At 71.4% G+C, this 15,257-nt stretch carries 9 protein-coding genes; 1 reads left to right on the forward strand and 8 read right to left on the reverse strand.

Going from position 1 to position 15,257, the window contains the following annotated elements; translation table 11 throughout:
* The first annotated feature begins 386 nt into the window (after positions 1 to 386).
* Positions 387 to 620 (forward strand): hypothetical protein, encoded by a 234-nt coding sequence (locus ACIRRY_RS31970; RefSeq protein WP_019061015.1) that lies wholly within the window; start codon positions 387 to 389, stop codon positions 618 to 620.
* A gap of 118 nt (positions 621 to 738) precedes the next feature.
* Here the strand turns inward: ACIRRY_RS31970 and ACIRRY_RS31975 are convergent, their stop codons facing one another.
* From ACIRRY_RS31975 to ACIRRY_RS32010, 8 genes are all read right to left on the reverse strand, one after another.
* A complete protein-coding gene (locus tag ACIRRY_RS31975) occupies positions 739 to 1,593 on the reverse strand; it encodes a S1 family peptidase (protein ID WP_403979450.1) in 855 nt (284 codons plus the stop codon).
* Positions 1,594 to 1,725: 132 nt separating this feature from the next.
* Positions 1,726 to 3,264: an RNA polymerase sigma factor gene (locus ACIRRY_RS31980; RefSeq protein ID WP_403979452.1), complete on the reverse strand. Its 1,539-nt coding sequence runs from the start codon at positions 3,262 to 3,264 to the stop codon at positions 1,726 to 1,728.
* Between the two features lie 432 nt (positions 3,265 to 3,696).
* Positions 3,697 to 4,584 (reverse strand): FadR/GntR family transcriptional regulator, encoded by an 888-nt coding sequence (locus ACIRRY_RS31985; protein WP_403979455.1) that lies wholly within the window; start codon positions 4,582 to 4,584, stop codon positions 3,697 to 3,699.
* 162 nt (positions 4,585 to 4,746) lie between these two features.
* Positions 4,747 to 6,912, reverse strand: a complete 2,166-nt coding sequence (locus tag ACIRRY_RS31990; RefSeq protein ID WP_403979458.1) for an ATP-binding cassette domain-containing protein — start codon at positions 6,910 to 6,912, stop codon at positions 4,747 to 4,749.
* 103 nt (positions 6,913 to 7,015) lie between these two features.
* On the reverse strand, positions 7,016 to 7,774 hold the full coding sequence (locus ACIRRY_RS31995; protein ID WP_403979460.1) for an NUDIX domain-containing protein: 759 nt from the start codon (positions 7,772 to 7,774) through the stop codon (positions 7,016 to 7,018).
* Between the two features lie 130 nt (positions 7,775 to 7,904).
* Positions 7,905 to 9,866 carry a glycogen debranching N-terminal domain-containing protein gene (locus ACIRRY_RS32000; protein ID WP_403979462.1) on the reverse strand — a complete coding sequence of 654 codons (1,962 nt, stop codon included), beginning with the start codon at positions 9,864 to 9,866 and terminating at the stop codon, positions 7,905 to 7,907.
* Between the two features lie 809 nt (positions 9,867 to 10,675).
* Positions 10,676 to 12,484 carry a DUF4192 domain-containing protein gene (locus ACIRRY_RS32005; protein WP_403979464.1) on the reverse strand — a complete coding sequence of 603 codons (1,809 nt, stop codon included), beginning with the start codon at positions 12,482 to 12,484 and terminating at the stop codon, positions 10,676 to 10,678.
* A gap of 273 nt (positions 12,485 to 12,757) precedes the next feature.
* Positions 12,758 to 14,917, reverse strand: coding sequence for a RecQ family ATP-dependent DNA helicase (locus ACIRRY_RS32010; RefSeq protein WP_403979467.1), 2,160 nt, complete (start codon positions 14,915 to 14,917; stop codon positions 12,758 to 12,760).
* Between the last annotated feature and the right edge of the window lie 340 nt (positions 14,918 to 15,257).

Raw genomic sequence — 15,257 nt, forward strand, 5'->3', positions numbered from 1 at the left:
GGTTGCCGCTCAGAGGGTACCGAGGCCTGGTAGAGCCGTTGTAACGCCACCCTCGTCTCCTCCTCACCCTAATCCAGGGTCGTATGCCTGTTCGATCCCTCGATGGAGTGAAGTACATATCACGTTCCCTTCGGGGCATGAACCATTTAGGCTCCGGGCACGTCCTCATGAACAACCGGCAACCCAGCCGGATGGACCCGACCCTGACCCCACAGCGCGAACCCGTACAGACACATAGACACGCAATACGGCACATTCGCCGCCAACCGGCAGCAGACAGCCGCCCCGGAAGAATTTTTCGAGGAATAGCCACGAGCGGGAACGTTTTCGGGCTGGTTGGATGTTGACCCTGGTACGACAGCTCGTCGAGCTAGAGAAGAGGCGACGTGACTACTGTTCTGACCCCCGCGAGCCCACTGACGGCCGCCGATCGCTGCGACCGCTGCGGCGCCCAGGCATACCTGCGCGTCGTCCTGCTGAGCGGCGGAGAACTGCTCTTCTGCGCCCACCACGGCCGCAAGTTCGAGCCGGAACTCAAGAAGATCGCCGCTGAGATACAGGACGAGTCGGAGCGGCTGACCTCCGCTCCTGCTGCAAGCGTTCCTGAAGAAGACCGCTGACACTTCGCGTCCACGACGAGCCAGCACCGGCCCAGGCCGGCGACGGGCGGCCCCGCTCCTGAACCACAGGAGCGGGGCCGCCCGTCTTCGTGTACCCGCAGACGCCCCTCAGGCGCCGTCAGGCGCCCCTGTGCGGCCCGGGCGAGCCTCGGCGGCCGAGTGTCCGCAGAACGTCCGACACCCGGGTGTAGACGCCGGGGCTCCCGGCCCGCCCGCACCCGCTGCCCCACGACACGAGCCCGATCAGCCTCCCCTGGGCGACCAGCGGGCCCCCGCTGTCCCCCTGACAGGCGTCACGGCCTCCCTGAGCCTCTCCGGCGCACAGCATGGACTCCGGGAGGTAGGTGCCGTCCGCACCGGCCGGATACGCCTCCTCGCAGCTCGCGTCGGACAGGACGTGCAGGCGTGCCGCGTGCAGGCTGCCCGCGTAGTCGCCGCTGCCGGTGAGATCGCCCCAGCCGTAGACCGTGGCGGCCGTGCCCGGCGCGTAGGCCGTGTCGCCGGCAGCCGCCATCTTGATGACCGAGCTCTCTGGCAGCGGATCGGCGAGCGTCAGCACGGCGAAGTCGCCGGCGTTGCTGACGGCGTCGTAGCGCGGGTTGACCGACACGTCACGGACGGCGATCTCCTGGCCCCGGTCCGAGAGCAGGTCCGTACGGCCGGTGACGACCTTGAGGTCGGCCGCGCGGTGCGGCGGCGCCCCCAGGACGTCGTCGCCCATGCAGTGGGCCGCGGTCAGCACGGTGGTCCGGCTCACGGCCACGCCGCCGCAGAACTGTCCTGCCCGGGTACCCCCGAACCGGTCACGGCTGGACAGCGCCACCGTCCAGGGACTCACGGAGACATCGACCGGGAATCCGCCGACGACGATGCTGTCGGCGGCCACGGGGGACGCGGAGACCAGCGGTATGGCGGACGCGGCAGCCGCCAGGACCAGCGGCCGGGTCAGCGCCCGGGAAAGGGGACGACGCATGCACGTTCCTCACTCTGGGATGGTCATGGGAGACCCAGAGTGATCCAGCCCGCCGCGCCCCGCACCCGCGGCCAGCACGAAGGCCCGGCTCCCCGAGGGGAGACCGGGCCTTTCGTGTCGTACGACTACAGCCTAGTCGAGGTAGTCCCGCAGGACCTGCGAACGCGACGGGTGGCGCAGCTTGGACATGGTCTTGGACTCGATCTGGCGGATGCGCTCACGGGTGACCCCGTACACCTTGCCGATCTCGTCGAGAGTCTTCGGCTGACCGTCGGTGAGACCGAAGCGCATCGAGACCACGCCGGCCTCACGCTCGGACAGGGTGTCCAGGACGGAGTGCAGCTGCTCCTGGAGGAGGGTGAAGCTGACCGCGTCGGCCGGGACGACGGCTTCGGAGTCCTCGATGAGGTCACCGAACTCGCTGTCGCCGTCCTCACCCAGGGGGGTGTGCAGGGAGATGGGCTCGCGGCCGTACTTCTGGACCTCGATGACCTTCTCCGGGGTCATGTCGAGTTCCTTGGCCAGCTCCTCCGGGGTGGGCTCGCGGCCCAGGTCCTGGAGCATCTGGCGCTGCACGCGCGCGAGCTTGTTGATGACCTCGACCATGTGCACCGGGATACGGATGGTGCGGGCCTGGTCGGCCATCGCGCGGGTGATCGCCTGACGGATCCACCAGGTGGCGTACGTGGAGAACTTGTAGCCCTTGGTGTAGTCGAATTTCTCGACCGCGCGGATCAGACCGAGGTTGCCCTCCTGGATGAGGTCCAGGAAGAGCATGCCGCGGCCGGTGTAGCGCTTGGCCAGGGAGACCACCAGGCGGAGGTTGGCCTCCAGGAGGTGGTTCTTGGCGCGGCGGCCGTCCTCGGCGATGATCTCCAGCTCGCGCTTGAGCTTGGGGGCGAGCTTGTCGGCGTTGGCCAGCTTGTCCTCGGCGAACAGACCGGCCTCGATGCGCTTGGCGAGCTCGACCTCCTGCTCGGCGTTGAGGAGGGGGACCTTGCCGATCTGCTTGAGGTAGTCCTTGACGGGGTCGGCGGTGGCACCGGCCGCGGCGACCTGCTGCGCGGGCGCGTCGTCCTCGTCCTCGTCGGAGAGCACGAACCCGGCGCTCTCGGCACCCTCGGGCTCGTCCCCGGTCTTGCCGGGGGTCTCCTCGGTGGCCTCTTCGTCGACCAGCTCGGCATCGTCCTTCTTGGCGCTGGTCTTCTTGGCGGCCGCCGTCGTCTTCTTGGCGGCGACCTTCTTGGCGACCGCCTTCTTGGCGGGCGCCGTCTTCTTGGCAGCGACCTTCTGAGCGTCGTCCTCGGCGGAAGCGTCGGCGACGGGGGCGGCCGGAGTGGCGGTGGCGGTGGCCTTCTTGGCGGTCACCGTCTTCGCGGCGACCGTCTTGGTGGCGGTGCGCTTGGCCGGACTCTTCGCTGCGACGCTCTTTCGGGTGCGCTTGGGCTCCGCGGCACTGACCATCAGCGTCACACCCTCTTCCTCGAGGATCTGGTTGAGGCTGCGCAGTACGTTCTTCCACTGAGTGGCCGGAATCTGGTCAGCTTCGAAGGCCCGACGCACGTCATCGCCGGCGATCTGCCCCTCAGCCTTTCCCCGCTCGATGAGCGCCATGACAGAGACGGACTCGGCGATCTCCGGCGGGAGCGTACGGGATGTGCTGGCCGACACGAACAACCTCTCGGAACGATGGAAAACGGCTTCCGGCCCCGTCCGGTACGGACAGGAACCGACGACCGCCGACTGGGGATGGGCCGACGGCGCGGGCTGGGGCCGGGAAGAAACACAGCGCCTTGAACGGCGTCCGTATTCCCTTCCGCGGCTGTCACCTCTTAGGTCATCGCGCAGTGCCCGCGAGCGTTACGCCCAATCTGCGTGGCCCGAGTCACACCCCGTAAGCGTTCAAAAACGGTCAGACACGGGCAGAGGAGGTCACCCCCGGCCGTGACAGGCGCTCCTCAGAGAGATCCGACACCCCGTCGCACCGCCGGACCCCGCCGGATTCCCTGAGGATCCTGCGAGGTCCGGCGGAAAACGGGCGCCCCGGCCTGGCGCCACCACGAGAACGCGGCACACCTCGACCGCGCCGACCACCCGCGCGCGTCAGTGTTCGCGCGGGGCGGGCACCACGCGCTCCGGCTCGGGTTGCACGATGAGCAACTGCCGCATGGCCGCCTCGGCCGACGCGCTGTCACCGGCGGCGAGGGCGTCGACGATCCGGGCGTGGTGCCCCAGGGAGGCGTCGGTCGGGCGGTCACAACCCGTGACCGGGCCCCCGGAGACCTGGAGGGCCGAGGAGACGATTCCGGAAAGGTGCTCCAGCATCCGGTTGCCCGCGACCTGGATGAGCAGCGAGTGGAACTCGGCGTCCGCGCGGGAGAAGGTCAGCGCGTCACCCTGCCCCATGGCGTGGCTCATGATCTCGACCATGTCGGAGAGGCGCTGCTGGACATCCTCGCGCCCGTGCCCGGCGGCGAGGCGCGCGGCGAGCGGCTCGATCGTCCAGCGCAGCTCGCTCAGCTCGCGGCGCTGGTTGTCGCGCTGCGGGCCGAAGGCGCGCCATTCGATGATGTCCGGGTCGAGGAGGTTCCAGTCGCTGACGGGACGCACGCGCGTGCCGACGTTCGGGCGCGCGCTGACCAGGCCCTTGGCCTCCAGGACGCGGAGCGACTCGCGGACGACTGTGCGGGAGACCTCGAAACGCTGGCCGATCTCCTCGGGCACCAGCGGACGGTCGGCGCCCAGGTCCCCGGAGACGATCATCTGACCCAGCTGCTGGACGAGTTGGCCGTGCAGCCCGCGTCCGCGGCTGCCCGCGGCACGCCGGCCCACGCGGCCCAGCTCGGGGTCGGAACCGTCCCAGGAAGGGGCTCCGAGGCGCTCGGTGACGGGCGCCTCGGCATAGGGGTAGCGGTCGAGTCCGCCCGGGCCTGCGAGACCGGAGTCTGCGGAGTGGGCGGCGGTCATCAGGGGGTGCGCAAGGGTACTCACGGATCCTTTGTCGGCGCTGTCCCCAACTCCCTTGAGGTCTTTGGTGAAAAGCACACGAAAGGGTGATCGCTCACCCCGTCGCAATTGACGCCTTATCGGAAAGAAATGGGCTTTCTACGGGGAGTTGTGCGCAGAGCGGAACCCGAAGGGTGCGGACGGTCGTCATCGGACCCTGCTCCGCAGGGTCGTGAGCAGGTACGCGCACACCAGGGCGGTCAGCGACAACGTCAGTGCCCCGCCCACGGGTTGGGCGATCACCCGCGCCGCAGCGGACAGGTATCGCTCTCCCCCGAAGGGCCACTGCAGCAGGAACACCTTCCGCATCCGCACCGGAAAGCCCTCCGCGGTCCGCACGGCGGGCCCGTCCAGTGCCTTGTGCACGAGGGGTACGACGAGAATCGGTACGGCGACCACCGCGGCGAGCCCGGCCGTGGTGGACCGGAAGATGCCAGCGGCCAGAACACCGGCCCACGCACACCCCACGACCAGGCCGATCCAACTCGCGCCCATCGAAAGCCAGTCGGCGGGAACCTGCGCGAGCTCCCGTCCGTAGACGAGGTAGAGCACTTCGGCGTCGCAGCCCACCGTGAGGAACGCCAGCAGCAGCGCGGTGGCTGCGGAGACGAGGAGCTTCGCGACGAGCAGCCCCATCCGGCGGGGCACGGTGCCGCGGTCCGCCGCCAGGGCAGGGTGGCGGAACTCGTCACCGAACGCGAAGGCCCCGAGCAGTCCCGCACCGAGCGCCGCGGGCGGCAGGGGCAACTCCCGTGGCCACGCGGCCAGGAGACGTGACTGCGGGGTGTGCCCGATGCGGGCCAGCAACAGCGCGGTGAGGGCGGACACGACGAGCACGGCGGCCCCGGTGAGAAACCCGGTGCCGATACCGGCGGCACGACGCAGCTCGTAGCGGAGCGGGCGCAGTGGACTGGGGGCGGAGCGGACGGAGATGGGGGGCGGGAGCGGGGGCAGGGCATCAAGGGTGAGTGCCTGGGAGGTACGTGCGGCACGCGCGCGTGGGTGCGTGCCGGTCGACTCGTCGGGGTCTACGAGGGGGACCAGCCGGGAGTTCGCGGTGCGGGGGCCTGGAGGAGCCGGGTGAGCCTCGTGCGGCGGGTGGGGTTCAGCGACGGGTTCCCGTGCTTCGGCGACGGGCAGGTCGGGTCCGACGGCGGGTCTCTGCTCTTCGGCGGCGGGCTGCTCGGCGGTGGGCAGCGTGGCCGTGAGTGGCAGCGGGCCGTGGGCGGGAGGCATCACGGCGTGGGGTTGTGTGCTCTCGGCCGGCAACGTATCGGTGGAGGGCGCCTCGGCGGGCACGGTGGCTGTTCGTCGTGCCGACAGTGCGGGAAGTGCGGTGTCGGTGCGGGCCGATGGCAACTCGGCTGTCGACGAGGGGCCCGGCGCTCTCGGCTCGTCGACGGATTCCGTCTCGCCTTGGAGGATTCCTCCGGCGCCCGGCCCCATGTCCCCGATCTCGTCCGCGAGTTGATGGACGAGGATGTCGTGCCGGAACGCCGTCTCGCCGACGTCGGCGCATGTACTGCCGTACACGGAAAGGCGGTTGCCGTCCTCTCGTACGACTTCGACGGAGTGGTGTGCGGTGCGTGCCTCCTTGGTGAGGAGGGCGGCGAGGCGGTTGGCGTGCGGGCTGCGGACGACGACGCGGGGGCGCAGCCGGGTGCGGGCGAACTCTCCGGCCTCCTGGTCGGCGACGAGTCTGCCCTGCTCCAGGGTGACGACCCGGTCGGCGCTGCGGACGGCCTCCTTGGGGTCGGCGGTGGTGAACAGGACCGTGCCGCCCTGGGCCGCGTGTGCGCGCAGCATGCCGTACAGCCAACGGCTTTCGCGAGCGGAGAGCGCGTCCGCGGGTTCGTCCAGCACGAGCGTGTGCGGGTCGGACAGCAGGGCGCAGGCGAGGCCGAGGCGGCGGTCCATGCCGCGCGCGAGGCTGCCGAGGCGTTCGTCGCGCAGGCTCACGAGGCCCACCACTTCGAGGACTTCGTCGGCGCGCCGGGCCGGAACACCCGCCGCGGCGCACAGCATCCGGAGGTGGCCGCGGACCGATCGCGCCGGATGTCCCGGCACATCGCCCAGGAGGACCCCGACCTCACGCGAGGGATGGGCGATGCGGTGCAGGGGACGGCCCCTGAAGTAGGTGATTCCACGTCCCTGTTGGAGTTCGAGCATCAGCCTGAGCGCGGCCGTCTTACCCGCGCCCGGCGCTCCGAGGAGTGCGGTGACACGGCCCGCACGAGCCTCGAAGGAGACGTCGTCGACGGCGGGCGGATGCTCCTTGCGGGCGTTGCTGGTCAGTCCGAAGGCCTGGATCACCCACAGCAAGATAGCGCGCTATGTCCGTTTTTCCGGGCACCGAACGGCCCGCTCCGCAACGGTTGATCGCCTCCGCCGCTCCCTCGGTCTAGGCGATACGACCTCACACCTCGGGGCGCAGCATCGGCGGGTTGAGCAGCGTGGCCCCGCCGGCCCGGAACAACTGTGCCGGGCGGCCGCCCTGACGGGTCGTCGTACCGCCCGTCGGGACGAGGAACCCGGGCGTGCCGGTCACCTTGCGGTGGAAGTTGCGCGGGTCGAGCGCAACGCCCCACACCGCCTCGTAGACACGGCGCAGCTCACCCACGGTGAACTCGGTGGGGCAGAACGCCGTGGCCAGGGACGAGTACTCGATCTTCGAACGGGCTCGCTCCACCCCGTCGGACAGGATCTGGGTGTGGTCGAAGGCGAGCGGCGCCACCGGATCGCCGTCGCGTCCGAACCCCGCTTGTTGCAGCAGCTCCTCGACGGGCGCCCACCGTGCGTTGCTGGCGTCGCCGCCCGCGCGGGGTGCGGGCAAGTCGGGAGCGAGCGCGAGGTGCGCGACGCTGACGACGCGCATCCGCGGGTCGCGCTTGGGGTCGCCGTAGGTCGCGAGCTGCTCCAGGTGTGCTCCGTTGTCCTGGGCGGGGGCGGCCGGTTCGTGGGCGCGCAGTCCCGTCTCCTCTGCCAGTTCGCGCGCCGCGGCCTGCGCCAGATCCTCGTCGGCCCGCACGAAGCCGCCGGGCAGCGCCCAGCGCCCCTGGAACGGCGGCTCGCCCCTGCGTACCGCCAGCCCGCACAGAGCATGGCGGCGCACGGTCAGCACGACCAGGTCCACGGTGACGGCGAAGGGCGGATACGCTGACGGGTCGTAGGACATGCGGCGATCATAGTCGTCTGCCTGACGATAAACACTCCCTTCGCCGGTACCGCCATGACTGATCCACTTCGTTGCGATACACGGCCCGGCGTCCGTCTCGGACCGTCGGCCGGTACAGCCCCGTACGAGGTCACGCCCCCAATTGCAGGCCGTCGGCCGCCTCCTCGACCATGGCCACACCGAGTCGGCCGACCCGTACGGAGAAGGGGGCGCCCGCGATCCGCAGCCCGGTCAGGCCGATCTCACCCAGGGGCGCGCTGCGCACCGGGCGGAGGGTGACCGTGCGGGCGGGGGCGTCGGGGCGGATGCCCGCGAGGGTGGTCAGCAGCAGGACGCCGGCGGCCGCCGCCGTGGCGGCCGGACGGCAGGCCGCCGGGTGCGGGAGGGGAGCGCTCCCGTCCGTGCGCTGCTCTCCCGCGTACATCTCGGGGAGCCGGTGCCCGAACGCCTCGGCCGCGGCGAGGACGCCCCGCAGCAGCGAGGTCGCCTCCTTGTCGTACGCGGCGGCGGCCAGGCCCGCGACGGCGATCGCCGTATCCGCCACCCGCACGGCTCCGCCCCGGTGACTGAACGGGCTGTATCCCGGTTCCTTCGCGCCCAGGCCGCGCAGTCCCCAGCCCGAGTCCATGGCCGGGCCGCCGAGCAGCCGGGCGAGTTGTTCGGCCCGCACCTTGTCGAGCAGGCCTGGCGCGTACTCGCCACCGCCCAGGAGCCCGGTGTCGAGGAGGTGGGCCGCGGTCGCGCCCAGGTGCGGGACGAGGCGTCCGTCCGGAGCGCGGGCCGCCGCCGGGCGGCCGCCGCCCAGGTCTCCGATCCAGAAGTCCGCGCGGAAGGCGGTGCGCAACTCCTGGGCCCACTGCCGCAGTTCCGCGCCGCCGGGTCTGTCGAAGGCGTCGAGCAGCTCCGCACCGAGCAGCGCCGCCCGGTGGGCGTGGGCCTGCGTCTCACAGCGGCCGGGTCCGCCCGGGTGCGGGTCGCGCAGATACGTGCCGCCGCCCACCGTCGTCCGCAACCAGGTCAGACAGCGCTCGGCGGCCGGAAGTAACTCCCGTGTCTCCGACTCCGGGAGCCCCCAGCGACGGGCCTCCGCGAGCAGCACCGGGAAGAGCAGGGTCGCCTCGGTCCCCGTGCAACTCGGCGGCAGATGGGCACCGGCGTCCCGACGCGGTCCGGGAATCATGCCCAACTGCGCTCCAGCACGCTGGAGTTGGGTGCGGGCGAGGATCCGCAGGGTGCCCGCGGCGAGCCGCGTGCCGAGAGGCAGCGACATCCGCGCCGCCGTGAGCGACTCCGTCGGCGCCAGACCGCAGCGCCAGGGGGCCCCGGCCGCGAGGTGTGTGTCGGAGGGGTGCGCGGGGTCGCGCAGCAGCAGTGCCTGGAGGTCCTCGACGCTGGTCCGCAGGAGCGCTTGGACTCGCGGGTCGTCGCCGGTCGCCCGCGCGGAGGCCAGGGGACTGGTCGCCCCATGGCCCACGGCCCGGACCGGACCCGCGCCGTCCGGCCGTACCCGAAGTTCCACGCTCACCGTGCCGCCCGGTGGCAGTTCGAACTCCCAGCGCAGGAGCCCCGCGGAGGCCATCGCGTCGGCGGGGGGCGGGTCGGCCGTGACCGCCGAGCTGCCGGTGGCGCCGGACCAGCGCAGGCCTGAGTCGTGCACGCTGGCGGGCAGTTCGGGTCCGGTGCTGCCTGCGGCGATCGCACCCAGCTCGGCCATGTCGGTGCCGAGCGCCACCTCGACCGGTAGGCGTATCGAGCGCCGGGAGACGCTGCGCAGGGTGATGCGCTCGGTGCCGTCGGCGTGCCGGATCCGCTCGACGACAAGGTCCGGGTCGGGGCCGCAGTCCGGGGACACCCGCACCGTCCCGACGAAACGGGCGCGGTCCGCCGCCGTCATCCTGGCCTGAACCGCCAGCGGTTCCCGCCCGGCCACCCGCAGCTGGCAGCGCGAGAGCACGCGTCGGCCCGCGCGGTAGAACCCCTCCAACCCCCGGCCGTTCAACTGCCCTTGCTCAGTGGAAACGGCTAAGCCCGGGAGAGCTACGCAGATCAGGGTGGTGTGGGTCGGGGGCAGTTCGAGGGAACGGCGGGGCATCGGGCGAGACGGGGGCGGCTGGTGTGGCGGAGGGCTTTGAGGCGGGGAGACGGGAGGGGACTGGCGTGGGGGTGCGAGCGGTGGCGGTCGGCGGAGTCGGCCCGGCGCCCACCCTCCGGCCGGCCGATGGGACGGTTGCGGCGGATGCTCGGGATCGGCGGTGCCCGTGTGTGGCGGCGCTGAACCGGTGCCTGTGTTCGGCGGCGCTGAACCGGTGCCTGTGTTCGGCGGCGCTGAACCGGTGCCTGTGTTCGGCGGCGCTGAACCGGTGCCCGCGTAAGACGGCGACGAGTTGGTGCCCCGGATCGGGCGTGGCTCGGGATCACCTGAGTCAGGGCGGTCGTCGTCGGCGGAGGGCGGAGTCGGCTGGTGCATGGGCGGCTTCTTCTGCGCTCTGTGCGCCTCAGACGTGTTCGGCGCCGGATGGACGGTTCCGGGAGGACAAGGGCTGTCCGGCGACACGACCCGTTCAGACGTTCCGCCACTCCGGTGAACGGAGCCGGGCTCCTCCTGGTCACGCCCGCAGCCCGGGAAGCCGACCGAATGGCGGCGCGGCGGAGGGGGCGGGCAGGAGGAGACATTCCTCCGGTTCCGGTGGCCTCCGACCCGGAGCTCGATCCGTCGGTCACCCGCACCCGCTTCTCGCGCCACGTGCCCCTCAGCGAGTCCGGCGCACGCCCGCGCGCTGGGGACACCGAGGACTTGTCGAGTCGCCGCCCGCATCCGGACGACCCGGTGCAACCAGGCTCCGAGCGCGCCGAGTCGGCCACTGGACCGGTGAGGTTGCCTGCCACTCCGCCAGCTCTTGATCACCCGTCCCCCTCAATGCCGTTGCTCCCCGGCTGCGGCGCCTCCGAGCAGGTGTCGTAACGCTGCGAACCGCCCTTGCCAGAGGTCCGCGACCGTGGGCTACCGGGGCGTGCGGTGCCCTGTGCCGGCGTGCGCGGACGGGATCCGTCCGTACCGGACCGGCGGCCGTCCGCGCCCGAGAGACGGGGACGGCCGTCAACTCCGTCGGCGGCACGCGTACGGCGCCGACGACGGGAGGCCGCGGGCGAGGTCTCCGATGCCGGAGCATCGCCGGGATCGGCCGTGCCTTGCCGTCGGGGACCGTCGGCGGTCTCCTCGCCACCCACCGCCCCTCCAACTCGCGCCACGTCTCCGACTGCCGCCCCTGAGGCTCCCGTCGCTCCCCCAACTCCCGCCTTTTCTCCGGCTCCGGCCAACTCTGCGGCTCCGGCCACCCTTCCGGCACGCGTCACTTCTCCCACCGTCCTTCCAGCGCCCGTCACTTCTCCGGCTCCCGCCATCTCTCCAGCGCCCGCCGCCCTTCGGGCTCCCGTCACTGCTCCGACTCCCGTCACCCCTCCAACACCCGTCGCTTCTCCGGCTCCCGCTGCTCCCGCAACACCTGCCGCCTCTCCAACTCCCGCCGCCCCCGCGCGCCCCACCTGTTCCGCCCGCAGACAGCGCCGGATCGACTCCGGGTCCAGGCCCTCGTTGCAGGCCTGGTGCAGGAGGCGGGCGAACAGGTAGTCGGGGTCCGCGCCCAGGGCCATGGCCAGGGCCTCCCTGGCCTCCAGGTCGTCGCCGGTCGACCAGGCGACCCAGCCGGCGAGCGTGAGAGGAGCCGCGGCGTGTTCCCGGTACGGTCCGACGCAGCGGCGGGCCAATGAACGCCACAGGCGCAGGGCCGGTACCGCGTCGTCGCCCTCCATCCATTCGGCGGCGCGGTCGCGCGTCGTACGGTCCTGGAGGCCGAGGATCAGCGTGGCGGCTTCGTCGTGGGCGAGCAGCGCGTCGTCGCGGAAGTCCGAGTGGAGTGCACCGGACACAAGCGGTGACGCCGCGAATCGCCTCATGATCCGCTGGGCGAGGTCCAGAGTCTCCTCAGCCACGTCCGCCCGGCTGACCTCGTCGAGGATCCTCGGAACCAGAACCATGCCGGCGGCGTCCAGGGCGACTTCCTGCTGAAGCGCCGCCGCCGTCTCCCAGGGCAGCAACCTGGTGCGCAACTCCCTTAGCGTGCCGCGCACTTGGAGTCCCGCGTAGGTCGCCGCCGCAGCGAGTACGGAGGTGCCCGGCAGGCCCATCGAGGATCCGTCGACCGGGCAACATCCCTCGATCGGGCAGCAGTACGACCAGAAGCGGCCGTCCGAGATACAGAGCGCCTCGATCACGGTCACGTCGAGTCGGCCGCACTCCGTGCGCAGCTTCTGCACGAGCGGGCGCAGACGTTCCATGACCTGGCGTCCCGACTCTCCCGGCGCCGGTTCCTGACAGACGTAGGCGATCATCTGCTCGGGCCGGGGTCCCCTGCGCTCGCTGCCGGTCACGAGGCCGTGGGCCAACTGCCGTGCCACGGAAGCCCAGTCGTCCGCGCCGGCGGGAATGCCGAGCCGGGCCCGGCCGCCGAAACGGCCCCGGCCTTCCCGATCGTGCAGGGCGACAAGGACAATGCTGTCCTCGGGGCGGTACCCGAGCAGATAGGGCAGAGCGTCGGCGAGTTCGCCGGGGGTGCGCAGGGTGACCTGGTGCTCGGCGCCGTGTCGCTCGTACGCGGTGGGGTCGATGTCGCCGTTTTCGGAGGATCCGGTCGTTTCGCTGTGATTCGTCATGCGTCGACGATCTCGCGGATCACGAGATTCCGCTTGGGCCTGTGGATAAGTCCGGTCAGGGACACGCCACATGGGATTCGGCATGGCCAAGTCGGCCCACAAGCCCGGGACATCGGGGCCGCCCTCGGCGATCGCGCGATCACCCAGCGAGGAAGGGCGACCGAGCCGAGTCAGTCGCCACCGAACATCGCTCCGACCCAAGGGAATTCGCCGCGCCCGCAGGCCGAATCACCCCGCTCGCAGGCCGACGGCAAGGGTCCCGAAAAACGAATCTCAGCCCGCCGCCGCGAGGACCAGCGGAAGAACCTGTTCGCTGCCTGCGCGGCGGACCAGACGGGCGGCGACTGCGAGGGTCCAGCCGGAGTCGGTGTAGTCGTCCACGAGCAGCACGGGTCCGGGAGAGGCGGCCAGGGCGTCGGCCAGTTCGCCCGAGACGGCGAAGACATCGGACAGGGCCCTCAGCCGTTGGGCGGAGTTGCTGCGGCGCGCCGCGTGCGTGCCGTCCGGTCCGGTGTACGTCAGGGTGCCCAGGAGGGGGAGCCGGCCGATGGTCGCGATGCCCTGGGCGAGGGAACCGACCAGTTGCGGGCGGGCCAGGGACGGTACGGCCACGACCCCCACGGGCCGGGCGGAGGGGTCCGTGACGTTCGGTGCCCAACCTCCCGCAGAGCGCGCCCAGTCCGCGAGAACCGACACCGCGGCCTTCAGGACGTCGTCGGGGACCGGACCGTCGGGCGCGTTGTCGGCCAGCAGCGGGCGCAGCCGGTTGCCCCAGCCGATGTCGGAGAGCCGGCCCAGCGCACGCCCTGTGGAGCACTGGTCCTTGGCCGGGATACGGCCCTTGAGGTCGACACCCAACGCGGCCATCCCGGTCGGCCACATCCGGCGCGGCTCCACCTCAACGCCCGGGCGGTCCAGTTCCTTCGTCGCCCCTGTCAGCGTCTCCGCCGAGACCGAGGCGTCGATCCAGGCGCCGGCGCAGTTGTCGCAACGGCCGCACGGCACCGCGCCTTCGTCGTCCAGTTGCCGGCGCAGGAACTCCATCCGGCACTCGGACGTGCTCACGTAGTCGCGCATGGCCTGTTGCTCGGCCGCGCGCTGCTTGGCCACCCATGTGTACCGCTCGGCGTCGTACATCCACTCCGCGCCCGTGGCCGCCCAGCCGCCCTTCACGCGCTTGACCGCCCCGTCGACGTCCAGGACCTTCAACATCGTCTCCAGGCGACCGCGTCGTAGGTCGACCGCGGTCTCCAGGGCAGGCACGGACAGCGGCCGTCCCGCCTCGGCGAGGGCAGCGAGGGTCTGCCGGACCTGCGTCTCGGGCGGGAACGCCGTATCGGCGAAGTAGCGCCAGATGGCCTCGTCCTCGCGGCCCGGCAGGAGCAGCACATCGGCGTGGGCCACACCGCGCCCCGCACGACCCACCTGTTGGTAGTACGCGATCGGAGAGGAGGGCGAACCGAGGTGGACCACGAAGCCCAGGTCCGGCTTGTCGTAGCCCATGCCCAGTGCCGACGTGGCGACCAGCGCCTTGACCCGGTTCTCCTGGAGGTCGATCTCGGCCTGCAGCCGGTCGGCGTTCTCCGTCTTCCCGGTGTACGACGCAACCTTGAAGCCGCGTTGGCGCAGGAAGGCGGTGGCTTCCTCGGCGGCGGCCACGGTGAGCGTGTAGATGATCCCCGAGCCGGGCAGTTCGTCCAGGTGCTCGGCGAGCCACGCCAAACGGTGGGCGGCGTCCGGCAGTTGGACCACTCCCAGCCGCAGGCTCTCCCGCTCCAGCGGACCGCGCAGCACCAGTGCCTCACCGGCGCCCGTGCCCAGTTGCTCGGCCACGTCGGCGGTCACGCGCGCGTTGGCGGTCGCGGTGGTGGCCAGCACCGGTACACCTGCGGGCAGTTCGGCCAGCATCGCCCGCAGCCTGCGGTAGTCGGGGCGGAAGTCGTGTCCCCAGTCGGAGATGCAGTGCGCCTCGTCGACCACCAGGAGGCCGGTCGTGGCCGCGAGCTTGGGCAGCACCTGGTCGCGGAAGTCGACGGAATTCAGCCGTTCGGGACTCACTAGGAGCACGTCGGTCTCGCCTCGTTCGACCTCTCCGTAGATGTCGTTCCACTCCTCCGGGTTGGCGGAGTTGATGGTGTGCGCCCGGATGCCGGCCCGCGCCGCCGACTCGACCTGGTTGCGCATCAGCGCCAGCAGCGGCGAGATGATCACCGTAGGCCCGGAGCCACGTCGGCGCAGCAGAGCGGTGGCGACGAAGTACACCGCCGACTTGCCCCAGCCGGTGCGCTGCACCACCAGGGCACGTCGGCGCTCCTGCACGAGAGCGGCCACCGCCTGCCACTGGTCCTCGCGCAGCCGCGCCGTGCCGCTCGGGTCACCGACGAGCTCGGCGAGGATGGCGTCGGCTTCGGCACGCAGCTCCTGGTTGCTCATGCCCCCATGCAACAGCACGCCACTGACAACGGCCCAATCCCCCGCCGTGGCTCAGCGCGCGGCACCTGTGCCCGCACCCGGGCCGACCGGCTCCCTATGGACCTCGCGCACATGAATGGCGTACGAAAGTGTTGTGCTCGAACGTCCCAGGCGTCGCCGGGTGACGCAGAGGGTAGGGATATAAGCCACAGACCGGCAGATAAGGGTCTGTGGCCCCATTTGCTCGTTGCCGCATCCAAGTTCGCCAGGAAGAATTGGAGTCCGCTCCCCGCACGGCTCGTCCGTGATCCGGTAGGGCTCTGCTGCGGTGTGCGCTCCCCCCCCAATCCGACCTCGCCCG

It is taken from the genome of Streptomyces sp. NPDC101776 (assembly GCF_044766845.1).
Taxonomy (GTDB): Bacteria; Actinomycetota; Actinomycetes; order Streptomycetales; family Streptomycetaceae; genus Streptomyces.